The organism is Bacteroidales bacterium, from assembly GCA_013314715.1.
GTDB lineage: Bacteria > Bacteroidota > Bacteroidia > Bacteroidales > GWA2-32-17 > Ch61.
Genome location: JABUFC010000014.1, coordinates 16,336 through 32,152, shown reverse-complemented (window position 1 = coordinate 32,152; position 15,817 = coordinate 16,336). Strand labels below are relative to the sequence as shown.

Below are 15,817 nucleotides of genomic sequence, written 5' to 3'. Positions count from 1 at the left end.
CGTTTCATATCGATTATTAGTAAATTTGCCATTCCCATTTTATTTTATTTCGTTGGAATAAGCATTCTTTTGACTATAATTTACCAAGAAAAAAAACATTCATTATTAAAAGAAGTAGATAACAAACTTTCTCGAACATTAGATATAATTCCGATTTCGCTTCTAAAAGATTTTCACGATAGAGCCACCGATTCGCTTTCGATTTCACCCATCGAAGACTGGGATAACATAAAAAGACTTACAAAACTAGCTAAACAATTTGATGTATCGTTTCTTTATACACTTATTATTCGTAATGGTAAGGTTTATTTTACTTCTTGCTCAACTAATAATCAAGAGATACAACATAAAACAACTGTTCGTTATTTTACAGAATACACCGAAGCCTCTGATAAACTAAAAAAGCTGCCCATATCCAATAAAATACTTTTTGAAACAACCTCAGACAGATGGGGAACTTTTCGATCTGCTTTAAAACCACTCTACTCTCCCGGTGGCAATATCTATATTGCAGGAGCCGATATGGATATTAGTTATATCGAAGATAAATTATCACAAGAATTATTTTATCTTATTTTATCGGGTATCATTCTTACTTTGCTTTTTATACCCACATTAGTACAAGTAATACGTATTGATAAAAAAATAACAAATTCTTTAAAAAAACAAATTGATGAACAAACGGCTGAGCTTTCCAATAAACTCGTTGAAAATAGTCAAACTACCATAAAATTAGAAAAAGCATTACAAGAAAAGGAAGAATTTGCTCAAAAAGCTCAAGAAGCATTAAATTCAAAAACAAATTTAATTACAACTATAAGTCACGAATTAAGAACTCCTTTAAATGTAATTATTGGCATTAATACATTATTATTTCAAACAAAACTTAACGATGAACAAAAAGACTATTGTCAAACCATAAATAATGCTGCTATTCAAATAGTAAAACTTATCGAAGAAGCAATGCAAGTATATTACTCACAACCCGAGCGAATAAATTTAGAATTAAGTCTTTTTGAAATTAACGACTTATTAATGCAGTTAATTAATCAATTTTCAAGTGCATTACGACATAAAAAAATTAATTTAACCTATGAAATAGACGAACAAATTCCAACTCACCTCGTTGGCGATGTTAGCTTTTTGCGTCAAATTTTATTTAACCTTATTAACAATGCTATAAAATTTACAGAAAAAGGAAATATTCACATTAATGTTACATTTGATGAGATAAACCCTAACGATAATAAAATTGTAGTTTTATTTAAAATTTCTGACACTGGTATTGGAATAGACGAAGAACAACAACGAAAAATCTTAAAAGCACTTAACGACGATGGTCAACTTATAAACAAATCATCAGGACTAGGATTAGGATTAACTCTTAGCAAGCATCTTGCTAAAATGTTAAATGCTTCTATTTGGTTTAAAAGCGAAAAAAATAAAGGAACTGATTTTTATTTAAGAGTGGCTTTAGGTGTTGGTACTGTAAATAAGAATCCCGAAGAATTGCCACTCATCCCCGAAAATGCTAATAGTGAGAAATATAAAAAAGAACATTTCCACATTTTATTAGCAGAAGACAACGAACTAAATGTAAAAGTAGCATTACGCTCACTTGAGAAATTTAAGCATGAAATAAGTATAGCCCAATCGGGCAAACAAGTTATTTCGCTTATGAAAAATGATCATTTTGATATCATCTTAATGGATATTGAAATGCCCGAAATGGATGGAATAGAAGCAGCTAAATTTATTAGAAATCATCCCGAAGAAGTTGGACATATAAATGTACCAATTATTGCACTTACAGCACATGCAACACCCGAAATGCAAAACCTATGCAAAAACGCAGGCATTAATAATTTTGTTGTAAAACCCATCAATTTCAATGAACTCAACGAACTCATGCATAAGCTGGTTAATAATACTTTATCACAAGAATAATTCTTTCTTAAATCATTGAAAATGTACAAAAACAAAAAAATTGAATATATTTTTATATTTCTACTCTATGTATTTTTGTTTATTCATCATTTTATAGGCTTTGGGGGACATTTTGGATGGGACGATATGGAATATGCCCATCTTTCGCATCAGTGGGCTAATGGTACTTTTCATTTATCAAACAATCATTTTTCGTATAGATTGCCCATTATTATTTTTACTGGATTTATCTATAAATATTTTGGAATCAACGAATTTTCCTCAGCATTGCCTGCTTTAATAATAAGCATGATTATACTTTTTCTGGTTTACTTAACACTAAAACAACGCGATACACGAATTGTTGTTACAGGTTTATTATTATGTACCACAGTGCCTGCTTTTCTATTTTATACCGATAAAATAATGGCAGACCTTTATGTTGCTTTGGGAATTTTAATTAGTTTTTTTGCTCTTTATTTGTATCGATTTAACTTTAAAACCAACGCTATATTATGGGCATCAATATTTGTTACAGGATTATTGTTTGCTTTTATTACCAAAGAAGTTGTCGTTTTAGTCTTACCAACACTCACCATTCTTTTAATATCTGACATTATAAAACAGCGACACCTAAAATTCTGGGCATTTTCAGTCATATTGGGCATATTAGCATTGCTTTTATATCATGTTTGGATAGCATATAAAACAGGAAATCCTTTTTCGCGTTACCTGGCAATAGCATATAATGCCTATCTAAACCCATGTAGTTACGAATATTTGCCTTTTATTTATACTTTAAAGCGAATAGGTTATGAACTTTGGTTTGAATTTACATTGAATGGATTCATGGTTTTGGGTGCATTTTTGTTGCCTGTCTTTTTTTATAAAAGAAAATGGACGTTTAATAAACCTGAATCATTTTGGGGGTTAATCAGTATTACATTGTTGCTTTCTGCTAATTTTATGACTAAAAATTACAGCGCATACTCTCCTATGTGTACCGACATTCGCCATTATTTATTTCTCGTTCCAATATTATCGGTAACAACAGCTCCATTTATTGTTCGTTACTTTTTTTCGATTAGAAAATCGTGGTTTATTGTGATATTTAACGGATTGATGCTTTTGTGGCTTTATTTCAACTTATTCAAAATTCCTTTAAAAGCTATCTTTGTTTTTTATATTTGCATTTTTGTTGTTTTTCTTATAGCTAAAGTATTAACTCATCCTCGCTTGAAAACAACCATTTGGATTATTTTTTTAGCCTCATGGCTTATTGTACCCATAACACAAATGTACTATGACAATAAAAATGGGTATAATAACATTGAGCCCTTTTTTGATAAACACTTTAAAAAAATAAATACAACTGCCATAGTGCTCACCGACCCTGTTATGAAAAGAATTGCCGATTATCAAATGCATTGGGATAGTTCTAAAGTAAGATTTATTAATGAACGTAGTCCACTTATACCCTATCGTCATGAAGCTCATGAGTATTATATTTATCATAATGATTTAACATGGTGGTTAACGGGTATCAAAAAAGGTGGTTCAATGATTATGTGGTATTATCATAAACCTAATATAAAACTTATAGATAGCATCAATGGAAATGTATTATATAAAGTTATATTACCCGAAAAAATGAATCGTCCAGTAAGTCAATATCAATTTACAAACGATATGGAATGGGCTTACATCCCAATGTTTTCGTGTAACAATTTTTATAAAGATTCTACACAAGTTTTTAATGGGAAATATAGTTATAAGCTTGTTCCTCAAGGATTTTCTCCAACTTTAAATATTCCAATGTCACACATTATTTCTTCAATGTCATCAAAAATTGAAATAGAAATTGAAGTTGCAATTTGGGCTCAAAACAATAATTTTACCAACCTTGTTATGTCAATAGAAGATACTACCGGTAAAACTATATTCTGGCTTGGCAAACCTATAAAAGAGCTAATTCGTTCTTGTAATTGCTGGCAAAAATGTAAGCATAATATGAGCTATGAACCTAAAACAGAAACACTCAAACACCATTTAAAAATTTATTTGTGGAATAATGATAGTTCGACTGTGTGGATCGACGATCTAAAATTAAAAATCGTAAATATTGAGCATTTATAGTTATTAAACTTATTTACTTAAATTTAATTTTTCTAATGCCTCATCTTCGAGTACATGCATGTGCATGCGTTTATGGTCTGTATCGTCGTCAAAACCTATTAAATGTAATATGCCATGAATCATAACTCTAAATAACTCTTCGTCAAACGATGCCTTAAATTGTTGAGCATTTGCGGCAACTTGATCAATGCTTATAAATATATCGCCCGCCAAAACATTATTTTCATTATACGAGAAAGTAATAACATCGGTATAATAATGATGATTCAAGAATTGTTGATTTATTTTTAATAAATATTCATTTGAACAAAAAATGATATTAATATCTCCCACTTCTTTCTTAAATTCGGTAGAAACTAGACTTATCCATTTTTTAAGTTTATTTTTCTTGCCCTTTATAGGATCTGTTTTAATATCGGCCAAATGAAATAATAAAGACATAATTGGTTATCGAGGTTTGATGTTAATTTTAACACACAATTTACTACCATTGTCTTCGAAATGAAGTTCATCTACTAAATGAGAAATCAAAAAAATACCTCTTCCGTGTGGTTTTTCGATATTTTCAGGTGCAGTAGGATCTGGCAAATTTTTGTAATCGAAGCCATTACCTTCATCTTTTATAGAAAAAGAAAAAACATCATTTTCGATTTCATATTCTACTTTTACAGTTTTTGTTTCGTCGAGTTTATTACCGTGAATAATGGCATTGTTAACTGCTTCGACCATTGAAACAAGCATATTACCATATATTTCGCTGTTAATCTGATATTGTTGTGTAAGCTCGTCAACCAAACGTTCAATGATGCTTATATTTTCTATTTTTGATGGGAATTGAATATTGTTTTTCATAGACCTATTTATTTAGGTTAATCATATATTTTCGATATAGTTCTTGATAATATTTTTTAAGCGATATATTACTTTGAAATAATAATTCATCATAATTGCTTTTTTTACCTTTATACTGAAAAAATTCATTTGGGTTACTAATTTTATCATTTTTACCTGTTTGCGACTCACGTTTATTTTCCGTTTCCCTCTCATTATCAGCCTTTTCTGCTTCTAACAAACGAGTTAAAATTTGTTCTTGCCGCTGTATCGTTTGATTCGTAATATTTTTGTTTGCAATATCTTTTTGTACATCGTTCATAAGATTCTTTATTTCTTGTAGTTTTTTGGCCGATTCGGGGCTTATTCCGTCTTGTTGCATCATTTCATTGAGCATTTGACTCATTTTATCTTGCATCGATATCATTTTTCCAATTTGTTCAGACATTTGACCTTTTCCCTCTTTTTTTTGTCCTTGTTTTAGTTCATTAAGTATCGATTGCAATTGTTGTTTTATTTGCTGCTGCATATTTTTCATTTGTTGATAACTAGGTTTGGGCTTACCTTTGCCCGGCTTTTTACATTGGCTACCACTGCACATTTGCTGCGAAGCTGCTTGTTGCATTTGTTTTATTATTTCGCTCATAAGCAATGCTAACTCATTTGCTTCAGTCATTATCAATTGCTGTTTTGTTGCTGCCTGAACAACATTTCGTTCGTCAAAGGCTTTTAAAACCTGACGATTGTAGCTTTTAATATTTTTCAAATGTTTTTTGACGGTGGGTTTAATGATAGGATTTCGCATAGCCAAGGCATTTAGCGAATCTTCAATTACTTTAATGTTGTCTTTTATACGAACTTGTTTTTCGCTTAATTGTGGGTATTTAGGATCGTACGATTTTATCTGTTTTGTCTGCAACAGAAGCTCTTCTTGTGCAAATGATAGGTTTTTTATGTTTTCGAGAGTCATTTTTAAACTTTCTTCATCTTCGGCATTGGCTTCTTGTTGGTTTTGTTGCATCATTTTTTGTATTTGCTGGCTAAGTTGTTTCAATTGGTTTGAGTTGTTTTTCTGATGTTTAGAAGCTTGTTTACGATTATTTTTTTGTATTTCTTGTTCGCCTTGTTGAAACTCTTGTTCAATTTGTTGTTGTTCTTCGTTAAAAGGTAGCATGTTAAAAGGTTCTAAAAGCTGGTTATTTTCTTTCATTAACTGCTGATATTTTTCTTGAAGTTGCTTAAATTGTTGTTTTTGCTCTTGCTGCATTTTCTTTAAAGAATCTAGAGGTATTTTTTTGTCGTTATTGAGTTCGGCCAATTCTTCTTGTTCTTGTGCTAACTTATCAAAATCTTTTGTAAGATCGTTTATTTTTTCTTCAACGTTCATTTTTTTGAGTAATTCAAGTGTCCGGTCTAGTTCCTTGTTTAAGTCTTCGGTTTCTATCTTGAGCTCTTGTGTCATTTCATTTATTTTGCTTTTATCTACGTTTTTCATCATTTCTTTAAGTTGATCGATGAGTTTTTTGAGTTCATCATCCATTATATTTTCGAGCAATTCTTGAATTTGTTTTTGTTTTTCGATCATTTGTAAATCTTGTTCAGAAAAGGTGTTCACCAAATTATTTTTTTGCTTATTCTGTTCTGCTATTTTCTTTAATGTTTGTTCTAAAGTTTGTTGTTTTTCGAGTATTTGTTGAAATTTTTGCGTATGTTCCCACGAAACGCTATTTGAATTAGAAATATTTTTTTGTAATTGTTTAAGCTCTTTTTCTAATTCGCTTGTAACTTTCTCGGAAGCTTGAAGTTGGTCTATTATGTTTTTATTTACTTCATTTTTTATGTTTTCGATTTCTTTTTTGGAGGGAATTGTTATTGTTTTTATTTCGGATTTTGACGATTTACTGCCGTGAATGGCATCGTTGTCCCATACTTTAAAATAATATTCTACATTACCATTTAAATTTTTTAAAGAAGAAAAATCGTAAGCAAAATAAAATTCTTGATTTAATAAATTATTTTGAATAGGGATGTTTATTTGTTTTATAGAATCATGGTTATATTTTAACACAAACAATAACTTTTTAAACCCATAATCGTCGGTAACACTTCCTTTAAAATAATACATTCCCCACATGCTACTATCTGTAACAAAATCGGCCGTTATTGAAGGGTAATGATCTGGTATTACATCAACTGTATAAGACATTGTTTTTTTATTAATCATTTCTTTATTGGCAGGAAATAACGAATAATGAATTGAATTAAGTAATCGTTGCTTTATAATAAAAGTATTGTTTTCTTTTTGCGATTTAACTTTTATCGAATCATTCACATTCATCCATAATGTATCTGTATGCGATGTATTAAATACCCATTTCACAAAACTACCACAAGGAATCGAAATATCGCCTGTATTATCAACTATAAATGAAGCCATGCCGGTATATTGAGGCGGAATAATTTCAATTTTAAAATCTAATATCTGCGGAGGAAATAAAACATTTACATGATGGGTCTCCGAAAAAACTTCATCGGCTTCGAAGTAAAAATCGAATGATTGATTAACGCCTTTAATTAAATAATTAAATGTTGATTTATCAATATTGTTTAATAACAAACGGGTTGTACCAACAATAAGATATACATGAGATGGTACATATTTCCCCTTTACCATTACCTTTATTTCTAAATCTTCGCCTTGAGCTACATTTAGCGTCTTATTTTGCAATTCAAAGCGAAAAGGTGCAGGTAATGCAAAGGCTGTTCTATGATGCAATATCCGTTCCGATCCTTCTTTTATTATAATTGGTTTATATAACCATATAGATAAATACAAAATAATAACAGCAACAAGATATTTTAACAAACGAAAATTTACTTTTACATCAATAGCTAAATGAAATGGAAACGGTTGCAATAACCGAGCTCTTTGATCGATACTAGCATGAATAAGAGCTAATGAATAACGTTGTTCGTCAGTTAGTTCTGCTAGTTCTAATGTATTTCGTAGTTTATCTTGTAGCTCAGGAAAATAATTTGAAATAATATCGGCCGCCTGAGTGTAGCTTAATCCATTGCGTATCTTAAATAACGAAGCTAAGGGGAAAATAATAAACCGAACAAAGACAAAAGTATAAAGCAACAAACATGTATAAAACATAATGGTTCTAATCGATGCAGAAAAATGTCCAAAATACTCAAGTAAAAATATTAGCAACGTAGTAACACCCAAAATGACTAAAAGTAATAGCAATCCCTTACGAATTTCATTATGGTAATATTTCGCAATAAAGCCGTTTAGCCTCTCCAAAAGCCGATTATACTCGTTAGTAATCATACAATTGTTGCTTTCGCAAAAAAGGTATCTAAGATAGTTTACTTATTAGAAAAATACAAATAAATTATGGTAGATTCAAGTTATAAATGCAACTTTATGCTACAAATCTACAAAATATTTCATTAGGTGTTTTAAAATTTAATTTTTTCTAGGTCTATTATTTAATTGATGTTGTGTAAATTTTACAAAAAATCCAAGACCAAATCGAAGCTCATTTTTACTGACTTCGCCACTTTTAATCAATTTTTAATTTTTCAAAATGTTAAATATTTAATTATCAATAAGAAACATTTTTTTCAAAAATCGCGTTTGTAGTACCTAATTTATATTTGCAACATGTTTGTACGAATTAAAACATCACCCAATTCGCCCAAAAAAGCCGTTCATATAGTTTAGAATGTGCGTTATAGAAATAAAGTAAAACAATATCAAATATTACATCTATGATTAAATATAGTATTGAAATATAATTACTTGTAAAATCGTGTAGTGCCTACATGATTTTTTATGTATTTGTATATCGATTACTTAAGCCTAAAAAGTGGCGAAGTCGGGAAAAATGAACCCAATAAACTCAATAAATATCTGATTTTTGCGTTAATATTATTGTTTGTAATTTTAATCTTAAAAAAATGATACGCAAGCAAATAAAATGGTTAGACCCGATAACAGTTGCAAGTATAACCCTTGCTTTATCTATTATACCGGGATTCATTGCAATCAAAACTGGTAATAAATATTATTTTTGGTTAGTTTTTATATTAGTAATTATTGCTTATATTTTTTTTAATAAAGCTAAACATACACCAGGTTTAATTTTAGAAAAACAATTCGACGGTGAAGTTAAATATAAACCTGAAGAAGGTTGCGAGCCTAAAAAACTTACCAGTATACCAACAGGAGCCGATGGCATAAATACAGGCAAATATCCAGGAAAAGTTTATAAACTACGTAGCGGTACTAATGTATATATTGATAAAACAGGCGAAGTTAAAGCATACTCGCCTATAAGTGCTTGGGTTAACCCTGGTTGGGTCAGCAAAAAATATTTCGACCAGGAAGAATTAAAATGCTGGGAAAAATTGTTTTAAAATATATTCCATTTTGCTATCTCTTTTTCTTTAGTCGAATCTAAAATTATAGCATATATAAGTGTCGTCTTTACATCACGATGTCCCATCAATTCACGTATAACTTCTAATGGAATATTTAAATTTATGCTAATTGTAGCAAAGGTATGTCGGTCAACGTGAAATGTTAAATTCTTTTTAATTTGTGCCAATATAGCAATACGCTTAAGCATACGATTGGTAGCCTGATTGGTAAATGTTCTCAAAATTGGTATTTGAGGTAAAATATCATAAAAAAATGTCATTTATTTGGTCTATTAACAATATTACTTTAAAATGAAACGATATCGTAACAACTTTAATATTTTCACTTGGTTAAACAAACCTTGCAAAAAAACAAATTTTTAATATACAAGTGAAAATCTATCAGGCTAAATATCAGAACTTTAAAGAATATGATAAAAATAACTAAACTCGTCCAGGTGGAGTATGGGGGAATCGAACCCCCGACCTCTTGCATGCCATGCAAGCGCTCTAGCCAACTGAGCTAATACCCCAAATAACCTTTGCAAAAATAAATAATTTTGCTAATTTATGCAAATGTTTTTTCAACTATTTCTTCTTCTGAATTCTGAACATACTATAGCGGCTGCAGTTGCTACATTTAAAGAATCTAGCGGGTATGCATCTTGTGGAAATGGAGGGATCGCTAGCTTACGGTCAATTAAGTTTGCTACTTGTTTTGAAATTCCATTGCCTTCATTTCCAAGCACAACAATACCATGCCGACTAAGTTGAGCCTTATAAATATTTTCGCCATCCATAAATGTTCCATAAATATTTGTCTTTCCTTTATTATCAGCAAGAAATAATGCTAAAGAGCCTCTATAAAAAATAGTTTTTGCTAAAGCTCCCATGGTAGCTTGAATTACTTTGGGGTTATATGGATCGACGGTTCCTTCACTAAAAAACACATAATCGAAGCCAAACCAAAGCGATAATCGAATGATGGTTCCAACATTTCCTGCATCCTGAAGTGTATCGAGTGCTAAACCCAATTTGTTTTCGATCATTTCTGGAAACTTAGGCTCTTTTTGTTTAAAAATGGCCAATACCTCTTGAGGTGTTTTTTGTAACGATATTTTATTAATTTCAGTCTTACTAACTATGTATGTTTTAAATGAAATTTCGGCAAGATTTTCTTTTACCCATCTTTCAGTAGCAATTAGAGCATACACTTCCCACCCATACTTTAAAAATTCTTTTACTGCTTTTGTGCCTTCTACAAAAAATAATTTAGTTTCGTTACGGTATTTTTTTATTTCCAGCGAACGAAAAAGTTTAATTTGTGCTTTGCTTAATGTATTGCCCGCTACCATTCGTTTTTATTGGTGCTTTGTGACTTTGTTATATAATTTTCAAAATGATTGATGGTTGCTTTCATTTCTTTGTCAATTTGTTCTAAATAGAAATAATTTTTAGTAGTAAAACCGGGTGCAGTTTTATCAAGCCATTTTTCAATAGGAGTATAAGATGTTTCTTTTAAATTCAATTCATTCAAAACAATTCGAACTTTATTGTCTTTAAATTGGGTTGTAATGGTATATTGAACAATTCCTCTCATGGTTTGTATGCCTTTTTTATCGGGTGGATTCAAAACCTTAATTTGATGTTTCCCAATAATTTGTCCATTAGCGGCATCATCTTGACGTATAACACCCGTAGGATTTTTATAGTAAGCAAAAAACCAACTCTTAACCTTCTTGTATAAAGAATCTTTAGTTAGGTTTACAGATAAGGTTTTAGAGTACATAATCATTTTTGTATTACTGTCAATAGGCAGAACCGGTTCTTTATACTCTTCTTTTTGTGCATTGATTATCAATGTACTTAATAAAATTAAGGTAAACGATAAAACATACGTTTTCATAAGCATTTTTTTTACGAAATTAGTAATAAAAATCGAAACGTTAAGCAAATTATTTTATTATTATTTAACATCCTTATTTAGTTCTATATATTGTTTAAACTAAAATAAAATTGTAACTTTGAAAACAAATTATAAAATTGAATATTTATGATCACTAAAAAAATGGAAACTGCAATAAACGAACAAATTAATGCAGAATTATACTCCGCTTATTTATACTTATCTATGTCTGCATGGTGCGAAAGTCAAAACTTAAAAGGTTTTGCCAATTGGTTAAGAGTTCAGTATCAAGAAGAGACTGCACATGCCATGAAGTTTTTCGATTATGTATTAGAACGTGGTGGCAATGTAACGTTAAAGAAAATTGAAGCCCCAGTAGCTAAATGGAAAAACATAATTGATGTATTCGAAAATGTTTTAAAACACGAAAAACATGTTACTGATCTTATAAATAATCTTGTTCAAGTAGCTATGGACGAAAAAGATTTTGCTGCGAACAACATGTTACAATGGTTTGTAAACGAACAAGTTGAAGAAGAAGCTAATGCTACCGAAATATTAGAGCAATTAAAATTATTTGAAGGCAAAGGTGCGCCACTCTTTATGATGGACAGAGAGTTAAAAACGAGAGTTTTTACTCCAATTACCCAAAATACTCAAGCATAAAATTTAAGGAGCCCTCAGGCTCCTTTTTTTATAATTCTTTCTAATACTTTTTCGCCCATAGGTATCGATTTTACTAACCAATCTATCATGATTTTATTTTTTTCTTCGTTCGATAAAAAATAAGAAATATGGGTTTGTCTTAATTTGCTTATTATTTGATATAATATTATGCCAACCGATACCGACACATTGAAACTTTCGGTAAATCCGTAGATAGGTATTTTTAAAAATTCGTCTGCATTCGATTTAAATTCATCTGTAAGTCCCTCTTTTTCGGTTCCAAACAAAAACAACATTTTACCCTTTTCTAAATTAATTTGCTCAAGACTTATAGCTTTTTCATGAAGTGTTGTAGCAATAATACGATAACCTTTGCTTTTTAATTGATAAAAAAGTTCAGCAGTCGTAATTTCAGATTCTTTGTATCTATAAATATCTAACCATTTTTGAGCACCTAGGCTAATTTCTTCGTTAGGCGAGAAAGAATTTTTTCGCTCATAAACATACAACTCTTGTAAACCTAAAGCTTCGGCTGTTCTAACAATGGCACTGGCATTATGCGATTGATAAACATTTTCTATTAACAAACTAATATAATTAGTCCGCTCATTAAGTATCTTTTCGAATAACTTAAAACGAGAATCAGTAACAAATTCTTTTAGTTGATGTATTATTTCGATATTGTTCATAGAAAAAATCGTACAAAAATAGGTCAATTATAAAAATAAAAAAAGGGAGTATTACTACTCCCTTTTCCCTTAAGCAAGGTGTTCTTACTTAATTGTGCCACTTAATTCGCTACCTGGTCTGAATCGTACCACTTTTTTAGCAGGAATGTTAATTTCTTTTCCTGTTTGTGGATTGCGACCTTTACGAGCGCTACGTTTTGTAACACCGAAAGTACCAAAACCTACTAAAGCTACGCGATCACCTTTTTTGAGGGCTTTTGTTGTAGCTGTAATGAAAGCATCTAATGCTTTTTTTGCATCAGCTTTGGTGATTTTAGCTTCACCAGCAATGGCATCAATTAATTGTGCTTTGTTCATACACTTTAATTTTTTAAGGGTTAATGATTAAATTAATTAAGGTATTGCAAATATAATCGTATTATTTTGATTTGCAATACCTTTTATCAAAAAAAATGCAATTTTGTTAATAAAATCAGCTATTTGTTAATAACTTTGGTATTTTTTGGCTATTTACAAGGAATTTAGATGGTATTAACGCTGTATGATTATGTTAAGTAAGCGTATCTATGATTAAGATTTTGGACCTATTGACTTTTCAGAGTTTGGAGTTTTTAGTTGACCTTTTTCATCCCACTCTTTCCATTCTCCAACTTTATTTGCACGATCATATTCTCCCTCTGCTTGCTTTTGACCATTCTCAAAATAATAAATCCACCATCCGTGTTCTCTACAATGTTCATATTGTCCTTGTTCTTTTATCTTTCCATTTTCGTAATAGCGTGTACAAGGTCCATTCATATAGTCGTTATCGTAAGTAACTTCAGCTGCTATTTTACCATTTTCATAGTATTCAATGTATTTACCATGAATTTTTCCTTCAAACATTTCGCTTTCAGTTCGCAAATTTCCATTGGCATACCATATTCTACTTATACCGGTCTCTTTCCCATTAACATAACTTATCTCTAATGATGGTTTCCCATCTGGAAAATAAGCCATTGCTTTTCCTGTAAAAGGTAGATCAGACCCTTTGAGGTATGCAATATTATCTTTGGTTTCTATAGCATCAATACTTACGGTAATGTTTTGAGTACATGCAGTCAACACCATTGTAAAAGACAGGAATAGAAAAACACTATATTTGATCATATTTTTAAAATATTGAAAACAAGCTAACGCAGACCATTACTGTTAATACAAATAAAATAAATTTGAGCAAGAAAAACAATTGCATTATGGTTATTTAATAATTTTTAAAGCTTCGTCAGCAGCTTTTAACATTGGGTCTGTTGATATGGGTTGTCCAACCGCTTTTTTCATCCAAATATCGGGAGTTAATCGTCCTTGCGTATAAATGCGTGTTATTTCTTTTGCAAACGATTTATCTTTAATGTATGATTCTATCTGAAAATCGATAACATGCCCAATTGGATAGGCCGATAAATATAAAGGAGCATCAATCATATGAGAATATATAGCTAATATGGGTTCATCTTTCTTGCCAAAAATGGGTGCATAATATTTATTCCATATGTCTTTTGCTATTGTTATTACTTGATTTTTTAAATCTTCTTTTGTAGCATTAGGATGAGCATACAACCATTTCCAAACATTCATATCTACTAACGAGACACCCATAATTTCGTAACAAGCCCAGACATTATCTAAGGTCATCATTGAAAATTTTTCTTGGCTATTGTCTTTCATATCTAATAAATCTAAATCGCGTTTTTGGAAAATAAATGCTAAAGCTTCTGTAAATGCTGTATTGGGTATCCCTTTTAACATGTAATAATCGACATCGTACAACGACAAAGTTTGTTCAACATTATGACCAAATTCATGAACTGCAATATTATATCCTTTGTAATCCATCCCTTTTTCGCCAATACGAGTTCGTAAGCGTGCATTATCGCCTCTCATTTCACTTCCCCATGCATGGCCTGCTCCCCTAGAAGCATCAACAGTTATATGCGAAACTATTTCTTGTGCTTTGTTTTTGTCAAAGCCTAATTTAGTTAAAATAGTAGGCAGGTAATTTTGTACAGCGGTTGTATTAGGAAATAGTTTGCGAGTTTTTTCGGTTAAAATATCTTCTGAAATGGCACTACGCGATTTAAATCCATCGTACCAGATATCGAATGGCTCTAACGAGCGTCCTAGACGTTTTGAAATGAGTTCGGCTACTTGTTTTATTTGTGGCGATGTAATAAAATTAATAAATAATTGTTCGACTTCTTCTTGTGGCATTTCCATTTCACCTTCAAATTTTCGTTGAATATAGGTAGGATATTGTGGACTATAAGGATCGATCATTTGCATAGCATGGAATATATTTAGCAAATGTTCATAACGAGTATTTGGTTCTGCTTTTGAATTAATCATTGTATTTCCAGCGTATATTTTATTTTCGAAAGGATTCCAATCATATTGATCGTTATTTATAACTTCTTGAGGGATATCTTGATAAACAATGTGTTTCATTATTTCATAAATTATTTTTTGTTTATTTAATCCCTTTTCTTTATCGGCATAATTCGACTTTAGTTCGTCGCGTAGTCCCCAATGAGTAATTAGTTTCATATCTGGTGTAAAAAGATGCTGTTTGTTATTATCAATTACCTTACCCATGTATATATTATATTCGCTAATATATGTATCGGCTTTGGTAAGCACATTGTTCATATGTTGTAATATATGCGAAGGCACACGACTTGTAAAGACATCGCCTAATCTTGCATAAGCCCATTCGAGTCTTGACCATTGTTGTCCTAATTCATTTTTTTCTTTAAGTGTAAAATTTGGAAAGTTGAGTATGGTAATAAAAGCTACTTTGTTAGCAAATAAATCGTCGGTCAGGTGAGCGCCTACGTTATAAGACCCAAACATTTCATCAATTGGCTGAATATCATGCCCCGATAAATGTAAAGGCTTTAATAATTCAATGGTAATTCGATTAAAATTGCCATACAAAACTTCGAGATTGTGTGAAATTTTTTCGAATAAAACTTTTCTCGCAAAGTCGTCTTTTGCATAATTGTTTTTGCAAAAATCAAAAAAAACAGCATCATTTCCATCAGTAGTATCCCACAAGGCAGCTGCTTGTTTAACTCCTTTTTCAATCAACGACAACCTATTTTTATCGTTTCCACAATATGCCGACAACGTATCAATCGTTTGTTGTATAATTTGTTCAGACAATGCTTTTTTACTCATAATTTCTCCTTTTTTC

At 30.7% G+C, this 15,817-nt stretch carries 14 protein-coding genes and 1 tRNA gene; 4 read left to right on the top strand and 11 right to left on the bottom strand.

From position 1 onward, the window contains the following. The first annotated feature begins 69 nt into the window (after positions 1 to 69). Positions 70 to 1,947 (top strand): response regulator, encoded by a 1,878-nt coding sequence (locus tag HPY79_04775; GenBank protein ID NSW45109.1) that lies wholly within the window; start codon positions 70 to 72, stop codon positions 1,945 to 1,947. A 21-nt stretch (positions 1,948 to 1,968) separates the two neighbouring features. Beyond that, positions 1,969 to 4,062, top strand: coding sequence for a glycosyltransferase family 39 protein (locus HPY79_04770; protein ID NSW45108.1), 2,094 nt, complete (start codon positions 1,969 to 1,971; stop codon positions 4,060 to 4,062). Positions 4,063 to 4,071: 9 nt separating this feature from the next. On the opposite strand, the gene ybeY is transcribed toward HPY79_04770, so the two are convergent. The 3 genes from ybeY to HPY79_04755 are packed head-to-tail and all read right to left on the bottom strand — an operon-like array spanning position 4,072 to position 8,230. Beyond that, on the bottom strand, positions 4,072 to 4,503 hold the full coding sequence (gene ybeY / locus HPY79_04765; protein ID NSW45107.1) for an rRNA maturation RNase YbeY: 432 nt from the start codon (positions 4,501 to 4,503) through the stop codon (positions 4,072 to 4,074). A gap of 6 nt (positions 4,504 to 4,509) precedes the next feature. Continuing rightward, positions 4,510 to 4,914: an ATP-binding protein gene (locus tag HPY79_04760; GenBank protein NSW45106.1), complete on the bottom strand. Its 405-nt coding sequence runs from the start codon at positions 4,912 to 4,914 to the stop codon at positions 4,510 to 4,512. Between the two features lie 4 nt (positions 4,915 to 4,918). Continuing rightward, positions 4,919 to 8,230: a hypothetical protein gene (locus tag HPY79_04755; GenBank protein ID NSW45105.1), complete on the bottom strand. Its 3,312-nt coding sequence runs from the start codon at positions 8,228 to 8,230 to the stop codon at positions 4,919 to 4,921. Positions 8,231 to 8,862: 632 nt separating this feature from the next. Here HPY79_04755 and HPY79_04750 point away from each other — a divergent pair. Beyond that, a complete protein-coding gene (locus tag HPY79_04750; protein ID NSW45104.1) occupies positions 8,863 to 9,321 on the top strand; it encodes a hypothetical protein in 459 nt (152 codons plus the stop codon). Here HPY79_04750 and HPY79_04745 read toward each other — a convergent pair. From HPY79_04745 to HPY79_04730, 4 genes are all read right to left on the bottom strand, one after another. Next, the gene (locus tag HPY79_04745) at positions 9,318 to 9,605 is read right to left on the bottom strand and encodes a tyrosine-type recombinase/integrase (protein NSW45103.1); all 288 of its coding nucleotides are present in this window, start codon (positions 9,603 to 9,605) and stop codon (positions 9,318 to 9,320) included. The genes HPY79_04750 and HPY79_04745 overlap by 4 nt on opposite strands. 178 nt (positions 9,606 to 9,783) lie before the next feature. Then, positions 9,784 to 9,857: transfer RNA gene (locus HPY79_04740), tRNA-Ala, on the bottom strand. Between the two features lie 51 nt (positions 9,858 to 9,908). Next, entirely contained in the window at positions 9,909 to 10,679 is a 771-nt protein-coding gene (locus HPY79_04735) for an RNA methyltransferase (protein NSW45102.1), read from the bottom strand. After that, positions 10,673 to 11,230 (bottom strand): DUF4468 domain-containing protein, encoded by a 558-nt coding sequence (locus HPY79_04730; protein ID NSW45101.1) that lies wholly within the window; start codon positions 11,228 to 11,230, stop codon positions 10,673 to 10,675. Before HPY79_04730 ends, HPY79_04735 begins: the two co-directional genes overlap by 7 nt. 147 nt (positions 11,231 to 11,377) lie before the next feature. Here HPY79_04730 and HPY79_04725 point away from each other — a divergent pair, with 147 nt between their 5' ends. Continuing rightward, entirely contained in the window at positions 11,378 to 11,896 is a 519-nt protein-coding gene (locus tag HPY79_04725; GenBank protein NSW45100.1) for a ferritin, read from the top strand. A gap of 14 nt (positions 11,897 to 11,910) precedes the next feature. Here HPY79_04725 and HPY79_04720 read toward each other — a convergent pair whose 3' ends face one another. From HPY79_04720 to HPY79_04705, 4 genes are all read right to left on the bottom strand, one after another. Beyond that, a complete protein-coding gene (locus HPY79_04720) occupies positions 11,911 to 12,585 on the bottom strand; it encodes an RNA methyltransferase (protein NSW45099.1) in 675 nt (224 codons plus the stop codon). An 84-nt stretch (positions 12,586 to 12,669) separates the two neighbouring features. Further along, positions 12,670 to 12,942 (bottom strand): HU family DNA-binding protein, encoded by a 273-nt coding sequence (locus HPY79_04715; GenBank protein NSW45098.1) that lies wholly within the window; start codon positions 12,940 to 12,942, stop codon positions 12,670 to 12,672. A gap of 213 nt (positions 12,943 to 13,155) precedes the next feature. Then, the gene (locus HPY79_04710) at positions 13,156 to 13,734 is read right to left on the bottom strand and encodes a toxin-antitoxin system YwqK family antitoxin (GenBank protein NSW45097.1); all 579 of its coding nucleotides are present in this window, start codon (positions 13,732 to 13,734) and stop codon (positions 13,156 to 13,158) included. 90 nt (positions 13,735 to 13,824) lie between these two features. Further along, entirely contained in the window at positions 13,825 to 15,801 is a 1,977-nt protein-coding gene (locus HPY79_04705) for a hypothetical protein (protein NSW45096.1), read from the bottom strand. Positions 15,802 to 15,817 lie beyond the last annotated feature (16 nt).

Excerpts from the sequence above, each read along its gene's own strand:
- HPY79_04770 (NSW45108.1), top strand. The coding sequence starts at position 1,969 with ATGTACAAAAACAAAAAAATTGAATATATTTTTATATTTCTACTCTAT.
- HPY79_04720 (NSW45099.1), bottom strand. The coding sequence starts at position 12,585 with ATGAACAATATCGAAATAATACATCAACTAAAAGAATTTGTTACTGAT.
- HPY79_04730 (NSW45101.1), bottom strand. The coding sequence starts at position 11,230 with ATGAAAACGTATGTTTTATCGTTTACCTTAATTTTATTAAGTACATTG.
- HPY79_04735 (NSW45102.1), bottom strand. The coding sequence starts at position 10,679 with ATGGTAGCGGGCAATACATTAAGCAAAGCACAAATTAAACTTTTTCGT.
- HPY79_04750 (NSW45104.1), top strand. The coding sequence starts at position 8,863 with ATGATACGCAAGCAAATAAAATGGTTAGACCCGATAACAGTTGCAAGT.
- ybeY (NSW45107.1), bottom strand. The coding sequence starts at position 4,503 with ATGTCTTTATTATTTCATTTGGCCGATATTAAAACAGATCCTATAAAG.
- HPY79_04745 (NSW45103.1), bottom strand. The coding sequence starts at position 9,605 with ATGACATTTTTTTATGATATTTTACCTCAAATACCAATTTTGAGAACA.
- HPY79_04705 (NSW45096.1), bottom strand. The coding sequence starts at position 15,801 with ATGAGTAAAAAAGCATTGTCTGAACAAATTATACAACAAACGATTGAT.
- HPY79_04715 (NSW45098.1), bottom strand. The coding sequence starts at position 12,942 with ATGAACAAAGCACAATTAATTGATGCCATTGCTGGTGAAGCTAAAATC.
- HPY79_04725 (NSW45100.1), top strand. The coding sequence starts at position 11,378 with ATGATCACTAAAAAAATGGAAACTGCAATAAACGAACAAATTAATGCA.
- HPY79_04710 (NSW45097.1), bottom strand. The coding sequence starts at position 13,734 with ATGATCAAATATAGTGTTTTTCTATTCCTGTCTTTTACAATGGTGTTG.
- HPY79_04755 (NSW45105.1), bottom strand. The coding sequence starts at position 8,230 with ATGATTACTAACGAGTATAATCGGCTTTTGGAGAGGCTAAACGGCTTT.
- HPY79_04760 (NSW45106.1), bottom strand. The coding sequence starts at position 4,914 with ATGAAAAACAATATTCAATTCCCATCAAAAATAGAAAATATAAGCATC.